The 16,730-nt window shown below is 38.0% G+C and carries 16 protein-coding genes; 10 read left to right on the plus strand and 6 right to left on the minus strand.

Annotated features, from left to right (window positions below; genetic code table 11):
- Positions 1–283 precede the first annotated feature (283 nt).
- From mecA to pepF, 4 genes are all read left to right on the plus strand, one after another.
- The gene (gene mecA, locus ACOZIR_RS12840; protein ID WP_013055427.1) at positions 284–964 is read left to right on the plus strand and encodes an adaptor protein MecA; all 681 of its coding nucleotides are present in this window, start codon (positions 284–286) and stop codon (positions 962–964) included.
- A gap of 213 nt (positions 965–1,177) precedes the next feature.
- Positions 1,178–2,695, plus strand: coding sequence for a cardiolipin synthase (cls, locus tag ACOZIR_RS12845; RefSeq protein WP_013081764.1), 1,518 nt, complete (start codon positions 1,178–1,180; stop codon positions 2,693–2,695).
- A 118-nt stretch (positions 2,696–2,813) separates the two neighbouring features.
- Positions 2,814–3,995: a competence protein CoiA gene (locus tag ACOZIR_RS12850; protein ID WP_340141579.1), complete on the plus strand. Its 1,182-nt coding sequence runs from the start codon at positions 2,814–2,816 to the stop codon at positions 3,993–3,995.
- A gap of 163 nt (positions 3,996–4,158) precedes the next feature.
- Positions 4,159–5,976 carry an oligoendopeptidase F gene (gene pepF / locus ACOZIR_RS12855; protein WP_045291897.1) on the plus strand — a complete coding sequence of 606 codons (1,818 nt, stop codon included), beginning with the start codon at positions 4,159–4,161 and terminating at the stop codon, positions 5,974–5,976.
- Positions 5,977–6,007: 31 nt separating this feature from the next.
- Here the strand turns inward: pepF and ACOZIR_RS12860 are convergent, their stop codons facing one another.
- From ACOZIR_RS12860 to ACOZIR_RS12880, 5 genes are all read right to left on the minus strand, one after another.
- Positions 6,008–6,187, minus strand: a complete 180-nt coding sequence (locus ACOZIR_RS12860; RefSeq protein WP_014461572.1) for a hypothetical protein — start codon at positions 6,185–6,187, stop codon at positions 6,008–6,010.
- 294 nt (positions 6,188–6,481) lie between these two features.
- On the minus strand, positions 6,482–7,333 hold the full coding sequence (locus ACOZIR_RS12865; protein ID WP_028412354.1) for a ClpXP adapter SpxH family protein: 852 nt from the start codon (positions 7,331–7,333) through the stop codon (positions 6,482–6,484).
- 26 nt (positions 7,334–7,359) lie between these two features.
- Positions 7,360–7,770: a globin-like protein gene (locus ACOZIR_RS12870; RefSeq protein WP_013055433.1), complete on the minus strand. Its 411-nt coding sequence runs from the start codon at positions 7,768–7,770 to the stop codon at positions 7,360–7,362.
- Between the two features lie 286 nt (positions 7,771–8,056).
- Complete coding sequence (locus ACOZIR_RS12875) at positions 8,057–8,746, minus strand: lytic transglycosylase domain-containing protein (protein ID WP_310878272.1); 690 nt, start codon at positions 8,744–8,746, stop codon at positions 8,057–8,059.
- Positions 8,747–8,750: 4 nt separating this feature from the next.
- Positions 8,751–9,341 (minus strand): CYTH domain-containing protein, encoded by a 591-nt coding sequence (locus ACOZIR_RS12880; RefSeq protein WP_310878271.1) that lies wholly within the window; start codon positions 9,339–9,341, stop codon positions 8,751–8,753.
- A gap of 216 nt (positions 9,342–9,557) precedes the next feature.
- Here ACOZIR_RS12880 and ACOZIR_RS12885 point away from each other — a divergent pair, with 216 nt between their 5' ends.
- The 4 genes from ACOZIR_RS12885 to ACOZIR_RS12900 all read left to right on the plus strand — a co-directional run bounded on the left by ACOZIR_RS12885 (position 9,558) and on the right by ACOZIR_RS12900 (position 12,374).
- Positions 9,558–9,944 carry a hypothetical protein gene (locus tag ACOZIR_RS12885; protein WP_014461567.1) on the plus strand — a complete coding sequence of 129 codons (387 nt, stop codon included), beginning with the start codon at positions 9,558–9,560 and terminating at the stop codon, positions 9,942–9,944.
- Between the two features lie 27 nt (positions 9,945–9,971).
- The gene (locus tag ACOZIR_RS12890; protein ID WP_014461566.1) at positions 9,972–10,607 is read left to right on the plus strand and encodes a GTP pyrophosphokinase; all 636 of its coding nucleotides are present in this window, start codon (positions 9,972–9,974) and stop codon (positions 10,605–10,607) included.
- A gap of 61 nt (positions 10,608–10,668) precedes the next feature.
- A complete protein-coding gene (locus ACOZIR_RS12895) occupies positions 10,669–11,466 on the plus strand; it encodes an NAD kinase (protein WP_025749877.1) in 798 nt (265 codons plus the stop codon).
- 14 nt (positions 11,467–11,480) lie between these two features.
- Positions 11,481–12,374: an RluA family pseudouridine synthase gene (locus ACOZIR_RS12900; protein ID WP_310878270.1), complete on the plus strand. Its 894-nt coding sequence runs from the start codon at positions 11,481–11,483 to the stop codon at positions 12,372–12,374.
- Positions 12,375–12,407: 33 nt separating this feature from the next.
- Here the strand turns inward: ACOZIR_RS12900 and prpE are convergent, their stop codons facing one another.
- Positions 12,408–13,148: a bis(5'-nucleosyl)-tetraphosphatase PrpE gene (prpE, locus tag ACOZIR_RS12905; protein WP_045291893.1), complete on the minus strand. Its 741-nt coding sequence runs from the start codon at positions 13,146–13,148 to the stop codon at positions 12,408–12,410.
- A 177-nt stretch (positions 13,149–13,325) separates the two neighbouring features.
- Between prpE and mgtE the strand changes: the two genes are divergently transcribed.
- Both mgtE and ACOZIR_RS12915 read left to right on the plus strand, forming a co-directional pair.
- Entirely contained in the window at positions 13,326–14,702 is a 1,377-nt protein-coding gene (gene mgtE, locus ACOZIR_RS12910) for a magnesium transporter (RefSeq protein WP_014461563.1), read from the plus strand.
- Positions 14,703–14,861: 159 nt separating this feature from the next.
- Complete coding sequence (locus ACOZIR_RS12915) at positions 14,862–16,721, plus strand: monovalent cation:proton antiporter family protein (RefSeq protein WP_045291892.1); 1,860 nt, start codon at positions 14,862–14,864, stop codon at positions 16,719–16,721.
- Positions 16,722–16,730: the final 9 nt, after the last annotated feature.

A 16,730-nucleotide genomic window follows, 5' to 3' on the forward strand; every position in this document is an offset into this window, starting at 1 on the left:
TAGGGTAAAGAGATTATGTATATAACAAAGTAAGGTGTAAGGTGGCTGTGAGTTGTCAGAGTATTTTTTATTTCCTTTCTTTCGCATTTTGTCATAAAATAGATATACAAGGTTCACTCAAATAGTGTATGCTTGTATATCCCAAGTTAGAATGCTTTACAAAGTGAGAAAGTACATGTAATATTGCTTTAACACGGGGGTAAAATAGTCCCTTCATCGTTTAGGGGTAATGTTCGAAATGGCCGGATTACCTTCACTGATTTTTCCGAAGGGAGAGATGATAATGGAAATCGAACGCATTAATGAAAACACAGTAAAATTCTTTGTCACTTACGTAGATATTGAAGAACGTGGATTTGATCGCAATGAAATTTGGTTTAGCCGAGAGCGCAGTGAAGAGCTATTCTGGGAGATGATGGACGAAATTCATCAAGAAGAAGAGTTTGTAGCAGAAGGTCCTCTTTGGATTCAAGTACATGCGCTTGAGAAGGGGCTAGAGGTTATTGTAACAAGAGCACAAGTTTCAAAAGACGGTCAAAAGTTCGAAGTACCTGTTGGTGAAAATGATAAAATCGATATCCCTGTAGATGGAAAAATTGAAGCGTTGCTTGATCATCAAGCGAATCAAAATAAAAAAGCTGATTTTGAAGAAGAAATTATAGAAGACGAAGGGCTACAGTTCGTCGCACGCTTTCAAGACTTAGAACATTTAATTTCCTTAAGTCACCATTTAGAGTTAGATGATATCATCAACAGCATGTACGTGTTTGAAGGGAAATATTATTTATACGTTGAGTTTACAGATGATGAAGACTTTGTAGCTGAAATTGATAACATTTTGAGTATCATTTTAGAATATGCAAATGAATCAAATGTAACAGTTCATCGTTTAATGGAATATGGAAAAGAATTAATCAGTGAAAATGCACTTGAACAAGTAAAGCAGTATTTTCCTTTACGATAATAGCAGCCGATTTCATGTATATGAAATCGGTCTTTGTTTTGCCCTCTTTTTTGGAAATGCTCTCTGCTCAGTTTGAACAATATAGGTGGAAAAAGCAGGGGCTGGTTCCTACACGGGAAAGTGTAGTGTTAAAATAACAAGTTTGAGGATAATAACGGTATAAAGACCTGTTATTAATGATGAAAGATTGGTTGTAGGATAGGTGAAAACAAGTTGAAAAATAGATTACAGCTTTTAATTTTTGTTATTGGTATTATTGCTTTGCTTTATTTTACAAAAGGGTATTGGGACGGTAAATTTATTGGCGTGCTGAGTATCTTAATTACGATTAGTGTTGTTTTCATCGGTCTTGTTATTTCATTAGAAAACCGTCATCCAACTCAAACGCTAACGTGGCTCGTAGTATTAGGCGGTTTCCCGGTAATAGGGTTCTTTTTTTATTTGTTATTTGGACGCAATACGCGAAAACGGCGTTTATTTGCTAAAAAAGCAAAGCTGGATGAACAGGTGCTTTTAAAGATGGAAAGAGATTCCGGTATATTAGAAAATCACTTTGAACAGTTGGGCACCAGTAGAAAGCAAATGCTGAAGCTAGCCGTCAGGCTTGGCAAGAGTCCAATTTCTTTTTCATCAGATACGCGCGCATTGACGAATGGAAAAGAGACGTTTCACGAAATTATGGAATCATTAAAGCATGCAAGGCATCATATCCACTTAGAGTATTACATCGTACGACATGATCACTTAGGAGAACAAATTAAAGATATTTTGATTCAGAAAGTACAAGAAGGAGTTTATGTACGCTTCTTGTATGATGCTGTGGGCAGTTTTCAGCTTTCACCGCATTATATTCACGAGTTAAGAAACGCGGGCGTAGAAATGATTCCATTCTTGCCGGTCAGACTTCCATTTCTCAATAATAAAATCAATTTCCGTAATCATCGTAAAATTGTAGTCATTGATGGAACAATTGGGTTTGTAGGAGGTTTGAACATTGGTGATGAGTATCTTGGGAAAAGTCGGCATTTTGGCTTTTGGAGAGATACTCACTTGATGGTGAAGGGTGAGGCAGTCCGTTCATTGCAACTTATTTTCTTGCAAGACTGGTATTATATGACAGGACAGACGATGCTTACTCAAACGTATCTATCGCCTGATTTAATTGACATTGATATGGAAAAGTGCGGCGGTGTTCAAATGATTGCTGGCGGACCAGACCGTGAGTGGGAAATTATCAAACACTTATTTTTTTCGATGATTACGTCTGCGAAAGAGTCCATTTGGATTGCTTCTCCTTACTTCATACCTGATGAAGATATTTTTACTTCCCTCAAAGTAGCTGCTTTAAGCGGTATAGATGTAAGGCTTCTTGTACCTCAGAAGCCCGATAAAAAAATTGTTTTTCATGCATCACGCTCTTATTTTCCGGAGCTGCTAGAAGCAGGTGTGAAAATTTACGAGTATAAAAAAGGATTTATGCACAGCAAGATTGTGATTGTTGATAGAGAAATTGCCTCTATTGGAACAGCTAACATGGACATGAGAAGCTTTCATTTAAATTTTGAAGTAAATGCTTTTTTATATCGCACAGCTAGTACCCAAAAGCTCGTATATGAATATATGCAAGATTTAGAAGAAACGAGTGAGCTTCACTTTAAAGACTTTGAAAAGCGGCCATTTATACAGCGGCTGTTTGAATCAACAGCCCGTTTGCTTTCACCGCTATTATAATTGCTGTAAACCACATTGCGTATCTGCAATGTGGTTTTTTTCTGAAAGAAAAGGGTTTAGTAGAAAGGTGTCGAATACAAGGATATAGCTCGCTACTATAGGAAGGAGAAATGTATGATTGTTAGTTGCCCAAACAGACGAAGGCCTCATTTCACTGGCTCAGCGCTTTTCGCTTGAACAGCTTAAGCTGTGGAAAAAAGAAAAGCAGTTCTACTGTCCCTCTTGTCAATCCCCTGTACAGTTAAAGGTAGGTACAAAAAAAATTCCTCATTTTGCGCACCTGAAAAAAACGTGCGTCGCTCAGCATGAAGGTGAAACAGATTATCATCTCGACGGAAAACGAAAGCTGTTTCACTGGTTTAGTTCTCATCTTGAAGTCGAGTTAGAAAGTTATCTTCCTGACATTATGCAGCGTCCAGATCTTCTTGTAGATACGCCCTCGCAAAAATATGCAATCGAATTTCAATGTGCTTCCTTATCTTCCTCAGCGCTAACCAAACGTTCTATTCATTATGAGAAAGGAAATTATATGCCCCTTTGGATTATGGGGGCAAAAAGAATGAAGCGCTTATCCACTTATATGTATCAACTTTCTTTTCAAGAGTGGCAGTTTCTTACTCTTTCCGATTATACGCCCACACTTCTTTATTTTTCACCTTCTACTAATCAACTGTTGAAACTTGAACATCTTATTCCTTTTTCATCTCAGATTTGTTATGCACAGCTTGTCGTGCTCTCTCCTCACGAGCATACCTTTCATGATCTTTTTTCTACACATACACAGCCTCAATTTTTCTCTTCATGGATAAAGAAAAAGAAGGCATGGAGAACGCATTATATCCTCTATCCTAATCAGAAGCTTCAGCCTTTTTTACACGCTCTTTATGAAAGCAATATTCCTCCCTCTCATATTCCAGCAGAAGCAGGCATGCCGCTGCCTTCTTTATACATGATTGACACGTCTGCTACTATATGGCAAACATGGCTGCTTCTTGATTTAATGCAGGAAAAGCACGTAGGGGATTTAATTACAGAAAAAGAGTTATGCAGGCTATGGCTCTACAGAATTCATCAGAGGCATATTGTGTTTCGGTCTTTGCCGATGGCCCCTGTTGTTGTGGAACAGCCTTTGGTTGAGTATATAGAGGTATTATGCCGGCTAGGGATGCTAACGTCTATAACTTCTGGGGTATACAAAATCAGAAGGCCTTACACGATTCCAAAGCGAACATCCGATGCGTTTTTAGAAGATGGACAAATGATGAAAAGGTGGTTAAATCAAGCAAAAGAAGTGACATAACCACTGAAAATCAGTACGCTTAAGAAAGAATCCTTTTTTCAAAAGCGTACTGACTTTTGATTAATTCTTTTAAAACAACATACAATAACGAAAGAAATAAAAAGGATTCGCCTTAGAAAAAGCGAACAGTTATAGACAGGTAGAAAAAGATGGAGGGATGACCATGAGTGAACAATCAAAAGTGAAAAAGTTACCAAGTAGAAGCGAGATAAAAGTAGAAGATACGTGGAAACTAGAGGATATTTTTGCTTCAGATGACGCATGGGAAAAAGAATTTGAAGAAGTAAAAGCTCTTATTTCGCAAATGGAAAAATTCAAAGGAAAACTTGGAGAGTCCGCTCAAACTTTATACGACGCTCTTCAAGAGCAAGACGAGCTCACAATGCGCGTTAGTAAACTTTATACATATGCTCACATGCGCTACGATCAAGATACCACTAACTCTTTTTATCAAGGATTAAATGATCGTATTAAAACCCTTTATACTCAAATTGCAAGTGCACTATCGTATGTAACACCAGAAATTTTGTCTATTGAAGAATCAAAAATTAAACAATACATGGCGGAACATAAAGAGCTAAAGTTATACGCTCATGCGTTAGATGAAATTACTCGCGAGCGTCCGCACATTTTATCAGAAAGTGAAGAAGCGCTTCTCGCTCAGGCTTCTGAAGTACTAGGGTCTTCAAGTAACACGTTTGGAATGTTAAATAACGCAGATTTAGAATTTCCGTCCATTAAAGACGAAAATGGAGAAGAAGTAGAAATCACGCACGGACGCTATATTCGCTTTTTAGAAAGCAGCGATCGCCGCGTACGAGAAGAAGCGTTTAAAGCGGTGTATGAAACGTACGGGAAATTTAAAAATACGTTTGCAAGTACGTTAAGCGGCACGGTGAAGAAAGATAATTTCAGCGCCCGCGTTCGTCACTATAATTCAGCTCGTCACTCAGCTCTTAGCACAAATAATATTCCAGAAGAAGTATACGATAACTTAGTTAAAACAGTGAACGATAATTTGCATTTGTTGCATCGATATATTGATTTACGTAAGAAAGTATTGGGAATTGAAGAGCTTCATATGTATGACCTTTATACGCCTTTAGTAAAAGACGTAAAAATGGAAGTAAGCTATGAAGAAGCAAAAGATTATATTTTAAAAGGTCTGAAACCACTAGGTGAAGACTACCTTAATGTGTTAAAAGAAGGATTTGAAAATCGTTGGGTAGATGTTCATGAGAACAAAGGCAAGCGAAGCGGTGCTTATTCTTCAGGAACGTATGGCACCAATCCTTATATCTTAATGAACTGGCAGGATAATGTAAATAATTTGTTTACACTAGCTCATGAATTTGGCCATTCCGTACACAGTTATTACACAAGAAAAACGCAGCCATATCCTTACGGAGATTATTCAATCTTTGTTGCAGAAGTAGCTTCAACGTGTAATGAAGCGCTTCTAAACGATTATTTACTAAAAACAATTGATGATGAAAAGCAGCGCTTGTATTTGCTTAACCATTATTTAGAAGGATTCCGCGGTACGGTATTCCGTCAAACGATGTTTGCTGAATTTGAGCACGATGTGCACGTGCGTGCTCAAAACGGAGAGCCGCTTACACCTGAATTATTAACAAAATTATATTATGACTTAAATAAAAAGTATTTTGGAGACAACTTAGTAATTGACGAAGAGATTGGATTAGAATGGGCTCGTATTCCGCATTTCTACTACAATTACTATGTTTATCAATATGCTACAGGGTTCAGTGCAGCAGCGGCATTAAGCAAGCAAATCCTTGAAGAAGGAGATGCAGCTGTTGAGCGCTATGTAGGTTTCTTAAAGTCAGGAAGCTCTGATTATCCAATTGAAGTGTTGAAAAAAGCAGGAGTGGACATGACAACATCTCAGCCTATTGAAGAAGCCCTAGCCGTATTTGAAGAGAAATTAACGGAAATGGAACGTTTATTAAATCAATAAAATTAAAATGAAGCAGGAGCTGTATCCTGCTTCATTTTTTAAATCCTCGAAATTTGTTGTGATTGTTAAGCAATGTAAAGATAATAAGAATAGCTAAAAATAAGAGAGGGCCTGCGATAATGAGAGGGACAAGCTGCATAAGAGACAAAATATAGAATAAAAAAGAAAATAAAAGAATAACAACTCCTAGAGTAATTCCAGCAATTTTCATAGTTAACACCTCTATTAAAAGCATAATTGGTTGTACTATATGAGTGAATCTGGCTGTTTATGAAGTTTTTTTATAAAAAAGTGAATAAAATTGAAAAAAGGGGTTGCCAAAAGTCGACATAATTTGCTATAGTATTAATCGTGAAGTTTATCACAAAACAAACATATACCCCTTTGTTTGACCGTGAAAAATTTCTCCCATCCCCTTGTTGTCTTAAGACAAACGAAAAGACTTGGCGAAAGCCAAGTCTTTTTTGTTTAGTCGATGCTTAGGATAAGCATCAACATTTAATAATTAACAGCTCTTTTCAGTACTTCGCCAAAAGGTTCCGTATTTGACAGGAACTCTCTCAACAACTTGCTGAAGCTGAAGTTTTTTCAATTCTTTTTCAGCCTCTTCTAATGATAAACCATACACAACTGCCACTTCTTTTGAAGCAACAAATTGAAAATAGCTTAAAAATGAACGAAGAGGCGGAAGACAAGCTGGATCTGGGTCAATTTCTAACATCTCTTTAATGATGTGTACATATGTTTCGTACGAATAGTATCCTGATATCTTAATGCCTTCTTCTTCAACTTTTTCGTTAAAGAACACAAGAGTTGGAATCTCATCGACATCCATTTCCGACGTGATTTTTAAATCACATTGAAAAGCCTTCGCAGCGTAATCTGAATGCAAATCTTTTACAAATTCATTAACATCTAGCCCCACATGTTTTGCACATTGTATTAAGACAGATTCTTCTGTAACATTTTGTTTTTCTAAAAATACTACTTCTTGAAGTCTTCTCAAAAAGCGAATGCCCTGTTTCTTTCCTTGCAGTCCGGCCGCTTTAATTGCAATTGATGCAGCGTAAGGAGTATCGATTGGGTTTTCAAGCCACAGGTTGCCGTCACATGACATGCCGGAGCGGCTTCCAGTTTTCTCCCACGATTTTGCAATATGTTCAAATCTCTGCTGTGCTCCAATATTTAATTGCTGCAAGTTTCCGCCAAGCACATGCTTGAGGGATAACAGCTGACCATATTCTATTTGTAACTTCTTTAGAATAGGCTCGAGTGCCCAGCACTCTGGACAAAGAGGGTCAACAAATACATAGATTTCAAGCGGTTTTTTATTTGAACCTTGACAAAGCTGATGCAAGGATGGGTATTGGCTGTTTAGATTACTCAATGTGAAAATCCTTTCTCATCTGTCTGTTCTGGTGAATTAATCATGTGTTGGGCAGTTAAAATAAGACGATGATAAAGTTCATCTCTCTCAGGGCCTTCTAAATTAATTTCGTCCATTGCTTCATGCATACACGTCAGCCAGGCTTTGGCTCTTGACGGTGTAATTTCAAAAGGAAGATGTCTAGCTCTCAGCATAGGGTGACCATGCTCTTCAGTGTATAACGAAGGCCCTCCTAAATATTGTGTCAGAAATTGCTTTTGCTTTCTTGCTGTTTCTGTTAAATCATCAGGAAAAATTGGCGCGAGCTCAGGATGTTGTCCAACGCGTGTATAAAAAGCATCAACAAGTTTTGAAATCGTATGTTCACCGCCTAATAATTCGTAAGGGGAGTGGATTTTTTCTCTCATGTTGATAACTCCTTTGTTATAAGAAATATACGTCTTAACTCTTTGGTGTTTTTTACTTTCCTTAATTTTAGCAGTGTCATTTCGTTAACTCAAACTATCCGCTTACTTCTTCTACTGGAAAAGAGATAAAGTGGAATTTTACATAAGAAAAGTCTATGATGCTGTGGCGAATCACTAATTATGAGAAACAAAGGAATCCTTTCACAAACGTTTCCTTCTATTTATATAGTGTAACCTCGACAAACTACAGCCATTCCACGTTCGAGTGGCGAATGATTGGACTCTTTTACACAAGATAAGAAGACATAATTTTGTTTACATATTTTTGCGTTTCTTGAAAAGGAGGTACTCCGCCGTATTTATCGACATTACCTGGTCCAGCATTATAGGCCGCCAACGCTAATTTCACGTTTCCGTCGTATTTATCTAACATTTGTCGAAGATATTTGGCTCCTCCAAATACATTTTGCTTGGAGTCGTACGGATCTTCTACACCAAGAGCTTTAGCGGTTGCTGGCATTAGCTGCATAAGCCCAGCTGCTCCGACAGAACTTTTGGCAGATGGATTAAAATTTGACTCTTGTTTAATAACAGAACGAATAAGTTTAGGGTCCAGCTGGTAGCGTGCTGCTGCTTCTGTAATTATCGTTTGGATATCCTGAGAACTGGCCTTTACCGTTTCGTTTTTTTGTGCAGGTAAGGCAGCAGTCGGAGCGGCTGCCTTATCTGAGGAAGAAACAGATGGCTGGAACAGCGTTTGAACCGCCGTAGCTGGAAACATCTGCGCTGCCTGCAAGTAAAGATTGGTACTCATTTGAGGCTCTTGATTGACGTAGTCTTGAAAAAGCTGAGCAAATACAGAGAGTAAAGTTGTACCAAGCATCACGTTAGCTGTTGGCAGCTGGTTGTTAACTGAAAATGGCTGAGTTCCAGGAAATTGAACAGAAGACATGTAATGGTTAATATTCATACTCATGAATTTATTCTCCATCCATTAACGTATACTTTTGCTTGTAAAACCGTCGAATTTTGTTTTCCGTTGGTTTCTTTTTAATATCAAGCTCCGTAAGCAATTGTTCAAAATGTTTTGCCCCTTCATTGGCATCCGTTACTTCGTATTCAAGTTCATAGTCCTCAGCACCTAGATAAAAGCTATGATCGAGTACAAGTAACCCATTTTTATATGGAATTTCTGCTCGACTTGTACGCAAAGTGCCAAAATAAGTTAGCGCATGGCTATCGACTTGTAAATCAGTAATAAGCTGTTGAATCGTTGAAGGAATCTTGGCGCTGCCATCTAGCAATTCTTTAGCTTGTTCATTTGTTAATGCTTCATGTGTTTCTAAAAGACCCTCTTGATGAGGCTGTTTGAGGGTGAGAACGGATTTATCTTTTTTGCTTCGAATTCGCAGGGCAGCCCCGCAGTCTTTCAATGAGAAAGCAGGTGTATCAAAATAGTGGTTTTCTTGAGAAATAAACTGATCTTCAGTTAATTGAAAGTGTGAGCGGAGACGATCAAACTCTTCTTTCGTTACTATATTTTTAAATTCAATTTCAATTTCTTGTTTCAATGAAATCATCCTTTTAATTTAGGTCTTTTGATAAGGCACTTTCCATCTTAATTTATCACACTTTTTGAGACAGTAAAACTACATTTCCTAACAGGAATATCCATATGGGGAACTTGGAAAATGAAGAAATACGGATTGTTTAGGTTTTACCTTTATTAAACGTTCCTGTAATGTGTTAAAATAGTAACGAATTGTATAGTTGGAAGGAGTTTATTTATGCACAATCGAATTGACATCACTACCTGTGTGATGAAATCAAATGAATTACATTTAAAAGCAGACCCTATTGAGACGGAAATTGAACAATTGGAAGATACAAAACAAATGCTTGTTGACTCAGATAACATGTCATTTGTATATGTTGTAGATATTAATGATCAATTTATGTATGTTGGCCTTAGTGATAATATTTGGGCAAATTTAAAGCACGTCTTACATAAAGATATGAAAGTATTTTTAGAAATTAATAAGGAAGTAATTGAGCTATCAGCCGTTAAAGAAGAGCTATCTTATCTCATCAGTAACATCGAAGGAAATGTGAATTATGGAGACGAGATGGTAGCAAGAGTAGAGGAAGTTTTTTTAGATAAAGAAAATAAGTAACAGAGAGAAAAAAGGGGGGTGTTATTAATGATCAGACATTGGGATTTATTTTTAGCACCGTATAAACAAGCCGTTGAAGAACTTAAGGTGAAATTAAAAGGAATTCGTTCACAGTATGATATGAAGTCTACGCATTCACCTATTGAATTCGTGACGGGACGAGTAAAGCCTATCGCCAGTATTTTGGATAAAGCGACTCGAAAAGGAATTTCTCTGGATCGCTTAGAGGAAGAGATGCAGGACATTGCGGGACTCCGTATGATGTGTCAATTTACGGACGATATTAAAGCGGTCGTAGAGCTCCTTCGTCAGCGCACAGACTTTGAATTGATTGAAGAAAGAGATTATATTCTTCATAAAAAAGAAAGCGGCTATCGTTCATATCATGTGGTCGTATGTTATCCTGTTCAGACAATTAAAGGTGAAAAGAAAATTTTAGTGGAAATTCAAATTCGTACACTGGCTATGAATTTTTGGGCTACAATTGAGCATTCTTTAAATTATAAGTACAGCGGGAAATTTCCTGAGAATATCAAAAAGCGACTTCAGCGTGCTTCTGAAGCGGCTACTCAGCTCGATGAAGAAATGTCTCAAATACGAGGTGAGATTCAAGAAGCCCAGGCTATTTTCTCACGAAAAAAAGAATCGGCGGAAGAATCTTAGGTATGACTCAGCAACAGCTTTGTACTTTGGATGGATAGGGGGAGAGAATTAGGTGGAGAAAATAAAATTTGCTATTACATCAAAAGGCAACCAAATATCAAATACGCTTATGCAAAAAATGAAAACGTATTTATTAGATTTTCATTTAGAATATGATGAAAACCAGCCTGATATTGTAGTGTCAGTAGGGGGAGATGGAACGCTTCTCTACGCGTTTCACCGCTATCGAAACCGACTTGACAAGACGGCTTTTATTGGGGTTCATACCGGCCATTTAGGCTTTTACGCAGATTGGACACCTGATGAGATTGAGAAGCTGGTCATTGCTATTGCAAAGACACCCTATCAGACTGTAGAGTATCCACTGCTCGAAGTGATTATTCGCTATACAAACGGTGGACGCGAAGCTCGATACTTAGCTCTGAATGAATGTACGGTGAAAAGTGTAGAAGGTTCTTTAGTAATGGATGTGGAAATTAAAGGGCAGCGATTTGAGACATTCCGAGGAGACGGCCTTTGCGTATCCACTCCCTCGGGAAGTACAGCTTATAACAAATCCCTTGGAGGCGCGATTTTACATCCTTCGCTTCAAGCTATTCAAATTGCTGAAATGGCTTCTATTAACAATCGAGTGTTCCGTACGATAGGTTCTCCATTGGTTCTTCCTGGACATCATACAGCGCTGTTAAAGCCTGTTAACGACGCAGACTTTCAAATTACCATTGATCATTTAACTCTTTTACATAAAGATGTAAAGTCGATTCAATTTCGGGTAGCAAGCGAAAAAATTCGATTTGCTCGCTTTCGCGCGTTTCCTTTCTGGCAGCGTGTCAGAGACTCTTTTGTATGTGATGATTAAAGGCAGGGAAGAGAATGAAACAAGTTTTTACGTTGAGTTGGACCGTAGATCATTCTTTCGAGGGTGTAGCGGTTCGTGAATTTTTAAAAGAACATGATATTTCCAAAGCTTCGCTGACGGACATTAAGTTCAGAGGAGGAGCAATTGAAGTAAATGGAAAGCATGCAACGGTGCGATATATTCTGCAAAAAGGTGACGAAATCAAGGTGGCGTTTCCACCAGAAAAAGCAAGTGAAAGTCTTCTCCCTAAAGCTATACCTTTAGATATTGTATACGAAGATGAGTATATATTAGTTTTGAATAAGCAGCCAAACATGCCAAGTATACCTTCTCGAGAACATCTAACGTGGTCGCTAAGTAATGCTGTGCTCTATTATTATGAGCAAAATAACATTAACTCGACTGTTCATCTTGTGAATAGGTTAGACCGAGACACATCTGGGCTGCTTATTGTCGCTAAGCATAGGCACGTTCATTACTTATTCTCTAAAGCACAAAAAGAACATGAAATTAAACGCGTGTATCGGGCTTTTGTTCATGGTAAGCTTGTTGGCAAGGAAACGATAGAGGCACCGATTGGCCGAAAAGAGTCAAGTATTATCGAACGGGAAGTAAGAGAAGATGGGCAGTTTGCTATTACACACTATGCGGCGCTTCGTCCGTATTCTTCTTTTACAGAAGTTGCTCTTTCGCTTGAGACGGGGAGAACTCACCAAATTCGTGTTCATATGGCTTATAAAGGATATCCACTGCTTGGAGATACCCTATATGGCGGAACGAATCATCTTATTTCTCGTCAAGCTCTCCACAGCTATGAGCTCACTTTTTTTCATCCTTTTTTACAAGAAACTTTGTCTTTTACAGCACCTTTGCCGCCAGATATGCAGAAACTTCAAATCGTAAGATAAAAGTCGCTTTTTAAATGAAAAGCGACTTTCTTTTTACACGAAGTCGTTAAATTTTCCCTCTACATAGGGCATAGATGAAGGCACCGATATAATATTCCCTTCAGGATACTGAAACGCTGTTAAAGCCCCTCCAAAAACTGCGCCTGTATCAATATTAATGGTATTATGAATTTTTCTGGCTTTTACTACGGGTGTATGCCCATACACGATAAAAGGTTTTCCGTTATAATGTTTGGCCCAATCCCGTCGGACAGGCATGCCGTTTAGATGTTTTTCACCCGTAATGTCTCCGTATAGCACAAAGGTTTTTACTTTTTTATCCGTTCTGCCGATGTATTCAGCTTTAAGGCCGGCGTGAGCAATAATTAATTGATTTTGATCAAGCTGCACATATAGAGGTGATTGTTCATAAAGCTCAATGAACTTTTTTTTAATGAATTTCTGTTCTCTTGAAGGCAAAGCTTCGTACTCAGCAACGGTCGTTTCTAACCCATGAGTAATCTGCACTTTGTTACCGCAAAAGAAGCGATATAGCTTATTGCAGTGATTGCCTGGACAGTAGTAAGCTTGCTGATGCTTTATTACAAGTGACCATACGAGCTCAATCACTTTTAGTGAATGAGGTCCCCGGTCTGTTAAATCACCTACAAATCCAAGGCGCCGTCCGTCAGAGTGGACAGGAATCCCGTCTTGCCACTCATACCCAAGTTTTTCTGTTAACGCTTTTAATTCATCATAGCACCCATGGATATCGCCTATTATATCTACTTTCATCTTTTATCCACATCCTTAAGAGGTTTTTCCTTTGACGATATAAAATTACCCTTATATGGAGCAAACTATGTGTAGAACTTATATATTATTGGGAAAAGAGTAAAGAGCTGTGAGTTGAAAAAAAACAAAATTCATCATAAAGTTAAATGAGTTTTGTGCGACAGGGAGGTTGAAGACATGACAGATTCAATTGAAAAAGAAGAAAAGGCATGGTTCGCCGAACATTTATTATCACTTTTAGAAAAAAATGAAATCGATGCATTTCGTGAAGAATTTTTACATATGCATACGTATGACCAAGCTCAATTTTTTGAAGAATTAGATGAGCCTTCTAGATTTGCGCTGTACGAGATGTTATCTCCGGAAGAAATGGCGGATATCTTTGAAAATGTAGAAATACGAGAAGAAGATTATCAAGAAATTCTCTCAGAAATGCATCCGAATTTTGCAGCAGACATGCTGTCGGAAATGTCGGCGGATGATGCCGTTGACGTATTAAATGAATTGGATAAAGAACAAGTGGCGAGCTATTTAACGATTATGGATGAAGAAGCAGCCGATGAAATTAAAGAGTTGCTTCATTACGAGGAATATACCGCTGGAAGTATTATGACCACTGAGTTTGTGGCCATTCGTGAAAATCAAACCGTACATTCAGCTATGCACATTCTACGCAGGGAAGCTCCAGAAGCGGAAACGATTTATTATGTATTTGTTATTGATGAACAAAAGCATCTAGCAGGTGTTATTTCTCTTCGTGATTTAATTATAGCAGATGAAGATACGATGATAAGCGAAGTGATGAATGAACGAGTCGTATCAGTGTCAGTGGCAGAAGACCAAGAAGAAGTTGCGCGTATTATGCGCGATTACAACTTTCTTGCGCTTCCAGTTGTTGATTTTCAGCAGCATCTTCTCGGGATTATTACGGTTGATGATGTGATGGATGTTCTTGATGAAGAGGCATCGGATGACTATTCTAAATTAGCCGGTATTAGTGATGTAGATGATACGATTGATCACAATCCTTTAGTAGCGGCCAAAAAAAGGCTGCCTTGGCTGATCATTTTGCTGTTTTTAGGAATGATGACAGCGAGTTTAATTGGACGTTTTGAAGATACGTTGAATCAAGTAGCTATTTTAGCCGTATTTATACCTTTGATTGGCGGTATGGCTGGTAATACAGGAACACAGGCATTAGCCGTTGCGGTTCGCGGACTGGCGACGGGAGAAATCGAAGAAGAAAGCAAATTTAAGCTGTTAATCCGAGAAGCAGCTACCGGAATGATTACGGGCGCGTCATGTGGACTTTTAGTCGTATTAATTGTTTATATTTGGCAAGGAGATCTCATTTTAGGCGCTTTGGTAGGCGTCTCTGTATTTTCAACATTGATCGTGGCTACACTAGCAGGAGCGTTTATCCCGCTTCTCATGCACAGGTTTAAAATTGACCCTGCAGTCGCATCAGGACCATTTATTACAACGATTAATGATCTTATCAGTATTTTAATTTACTTCGGCCTAGCGACAACATTTATGAGTTACTTAAAATAATGACAGGAACTTTAGAATTCGGCATGAGTAATCATGTCGGATTTTCATTATCAGTTCATATAGTTGACAGAGAACCTTCAAGCTTTTATGATTAACCTTTAATTTTGAATACTAACGTCTTCGTTTTATAAATAGCGAAGGTAAAAGGAGGGGAATCTAATGGAACAGCACGCGTCCTTTACATCACTTGTTATCGTCATTAGTTTGGCCTTTTTAACGCCTATACTGTTGCATCGGTTTAAACTCAACATTATACCTGTAGTCGTAGCTGAAATTATTATGGGGTTAATTATAGGGAAAAGTGGTTTTGACCTTGTGGAGCAGGATATGTGGCTTGAAACACTTTCGACTCTAGGCTTTATCTTTTTGATGTTTTTAAGTGGTTTAGAAATTGATTTTTCGGCTTTTGCTGGAGGAAATTCAAAAGACAAAAAGGCATCAGGAGCAAAGGTGCCAAATGCTTTTTCCATTTCTATACTAGTGTTTGCAGCTATCTTTGCGGTTTCACTATTTTTGTCCTATGTTTTTGTATGGACAGGTTTTATTGATAATGCCTTTTTGATGACGCTTATTATTTCTACCATTTCACTAGGAGTAGTAGTGCCGACATTAAAAGATGCACAGATTATGAAAAAGCCGATTGGACAGACCATTTTACTGATTGCGGTTATTGCGGACTTAGTCACGATGATTTTACTAGCCGTATTTGCTTCCGTCTATGATAAATCAGGAAATAGCAATACATGGTTGATTTTAATTTTATTTGGAGTAGGAGTGATTTTATACTTCATAGGGAAGCAGTTTAAAAATCGATCGTTTCTTGAGACAATGTCTAAAGGTACAATTCAAATCGACACGCGCGCCGTATTTGCACTCATTATCATTCTAGTGGGCCTCTCGGAGTCAATTGGTGTTGAAAACATTTTAGGCGCTTTTTTAGCGGGATCACTCGTTTCTCTTCTTGCGCCCAACAAAAACTTAGTCCATAAATTAGATTCGTTTGGCTATGGATTTTTAATTCCTATCTTTTTTGTGATGGTAGGAGTGAAGCTTGACGTTTGGTCATTGTTCAGTGATAAAAAAGTGCTGATTTTAATGCCTTTATTATTCATTGCATTATTAATATCCAAGCTAGTCCCAGCGTTAATCTTAAGAAAATGGTATGATATGAAAACCGTTTTGGCATCGGGTTTTCTTTTAACATCGACTTTATCACTCGTTATTGCGGCAGCAACGGTTGGCGAAAATATTGGTGTGATTGATTCACAAATGTCCGGTGCGCTGATTTTGGTGGCAATTATTACATGCATTATTACACCTATTATCTTTAGAAAGCTGTTTCCAAAGCCAGAGATCAGTGACAGAAAGCTGAAGGTTAATATGCTCGGTGCAAATCAATTTACACTCCCGGTTATTCGAGAAATGGATCTTGATTTATATGATGTTACGATTTATCATCCTACTCAGGACAAGATTGAAAACCGTACGTCCGATTCCATTTTTAATATCGTCGACATCGATGGGTATAGTAAGGAAACGTTAATACGTATGGGGATTTTAGATGCGGATGTATTAGTTGTGACAACAGGGGAAGAAGAGAGAAATAGCGACATTGCTCTATTTGCAAAAGAACATGGTACAGAACGGGTTATTGCCCGCGTAGAAAGTCCTGTATTAGATGAAAAAATGAAAGAAAATAACATTGAAGTTTTTTCTGTGCTGTTATCTACAACGGCATTGCTAAAAGCTTTAATCGAATCGCCAAATATTTTAAATATCTTAACGAATCAAGAAACAGCACTTTATCAAATCAATATGCGTAACCCTAAATACGAGGGGGTGGAGCTTCGTAAGTTCCCGTTTACAGGAGATGTGATTTTTGTTCGAATCTTTAGAGGCAAAGATTCCATTGTACCTCACGGCGATACGGAGCTTGAATTTGATGATCGTTTGATTGTAACGGGGTCTCGTTCGTATGTGAATGAATTGCGTATGCTTCTTGAGTATAAAATTAGATAAAGATATTTA

The sequence above is a fragment of the Priestia sp. D3YE.R1 genome (genome assembly GCF_049199565.1).
In the GTDB taxonomy this organism is placed as follows: Bacteria; Bacillota; Bacilli; order Bacillales; family Bacillaceae_H; genus Priestia; species Priestia aryabhattai.

Bases quoted from the DNA above. Each gene is read 5' to 3' on its own strand.
- ACOZIR_RS12885 (WP_014461567.1), top strand. From the start codon at position 9,558: ATGCACAATCGAATTGACATCACTACCTGTGTGATGAAATCAAATGAA.
- ACOZIR_RS12900 (WP_310878270.1), top strand. From the start codon at position 11,481: ATGAAACAAGTTTTTACGTTGAGTTGGACCGTAGATCATTCTTTCGAG.
- ACOZIR_RS12870 (WP_013055433.1), bottom strand. From the start codon at position 7,770: ATGAGAGAAAAAATCCACTCCCCTTACGAATTATTAGGCGGTGAACAT.
- ACOZIR_RS12915 (WP_045291892.1), top strand. From the start codon at position 14,862: ATGGAACAGCACGCGTCCTTTACATCACTTGTTATCGTCATTAGTTTG.
- ACOZIR_RS12890 (WP_014461566.1), top strand. From the start codon at position 9,972: ATGATCAGACATTGGGATTTATTTTTAGCACCGTATAAACAAGCCGTT.
- prpE (WP_045291893.1), bottom strand. From the start codon at position 13,148: ATGAAAGTAGATATAATAGGCGATATCCATGGGTGCTATGATGAATTA.
- ACOZIR_RS12860 (WP_014461572.1), bottom strand. From the start codon at position 6,187: ATGAAAATTGCTGGAATTACTCTAGGAGTTGTTATTCTTTTATTTTCT.
- pepF (WP_045291897.1), top strand. From the start codon at position 4,159: ATGAGTGAACAATCAAAAGTGAAAAAGTTACCAAGTAGAAGCGAGATA.
- ACOZIR_RS12875 (WP_310878272.1), bottom strand. From the start codon at position 8,746: ATGAGTATGAATATTAACCATTACATGTCTTCTGTTCAATTTCCTGGA.
- mgtE (WP_014461563.1), top strand. From the start codon at position 13,326: ATGACAGATTCAATTGAAAAAGAAGAAAAGGCATGGTTCGCCGAACAT.
- mecA (WP_013055427.1), top strand. From the start codon at position 284: ATGGAAATCGAACGCATTAATGAAAACACAGTAAAATTCTTTGTCACT.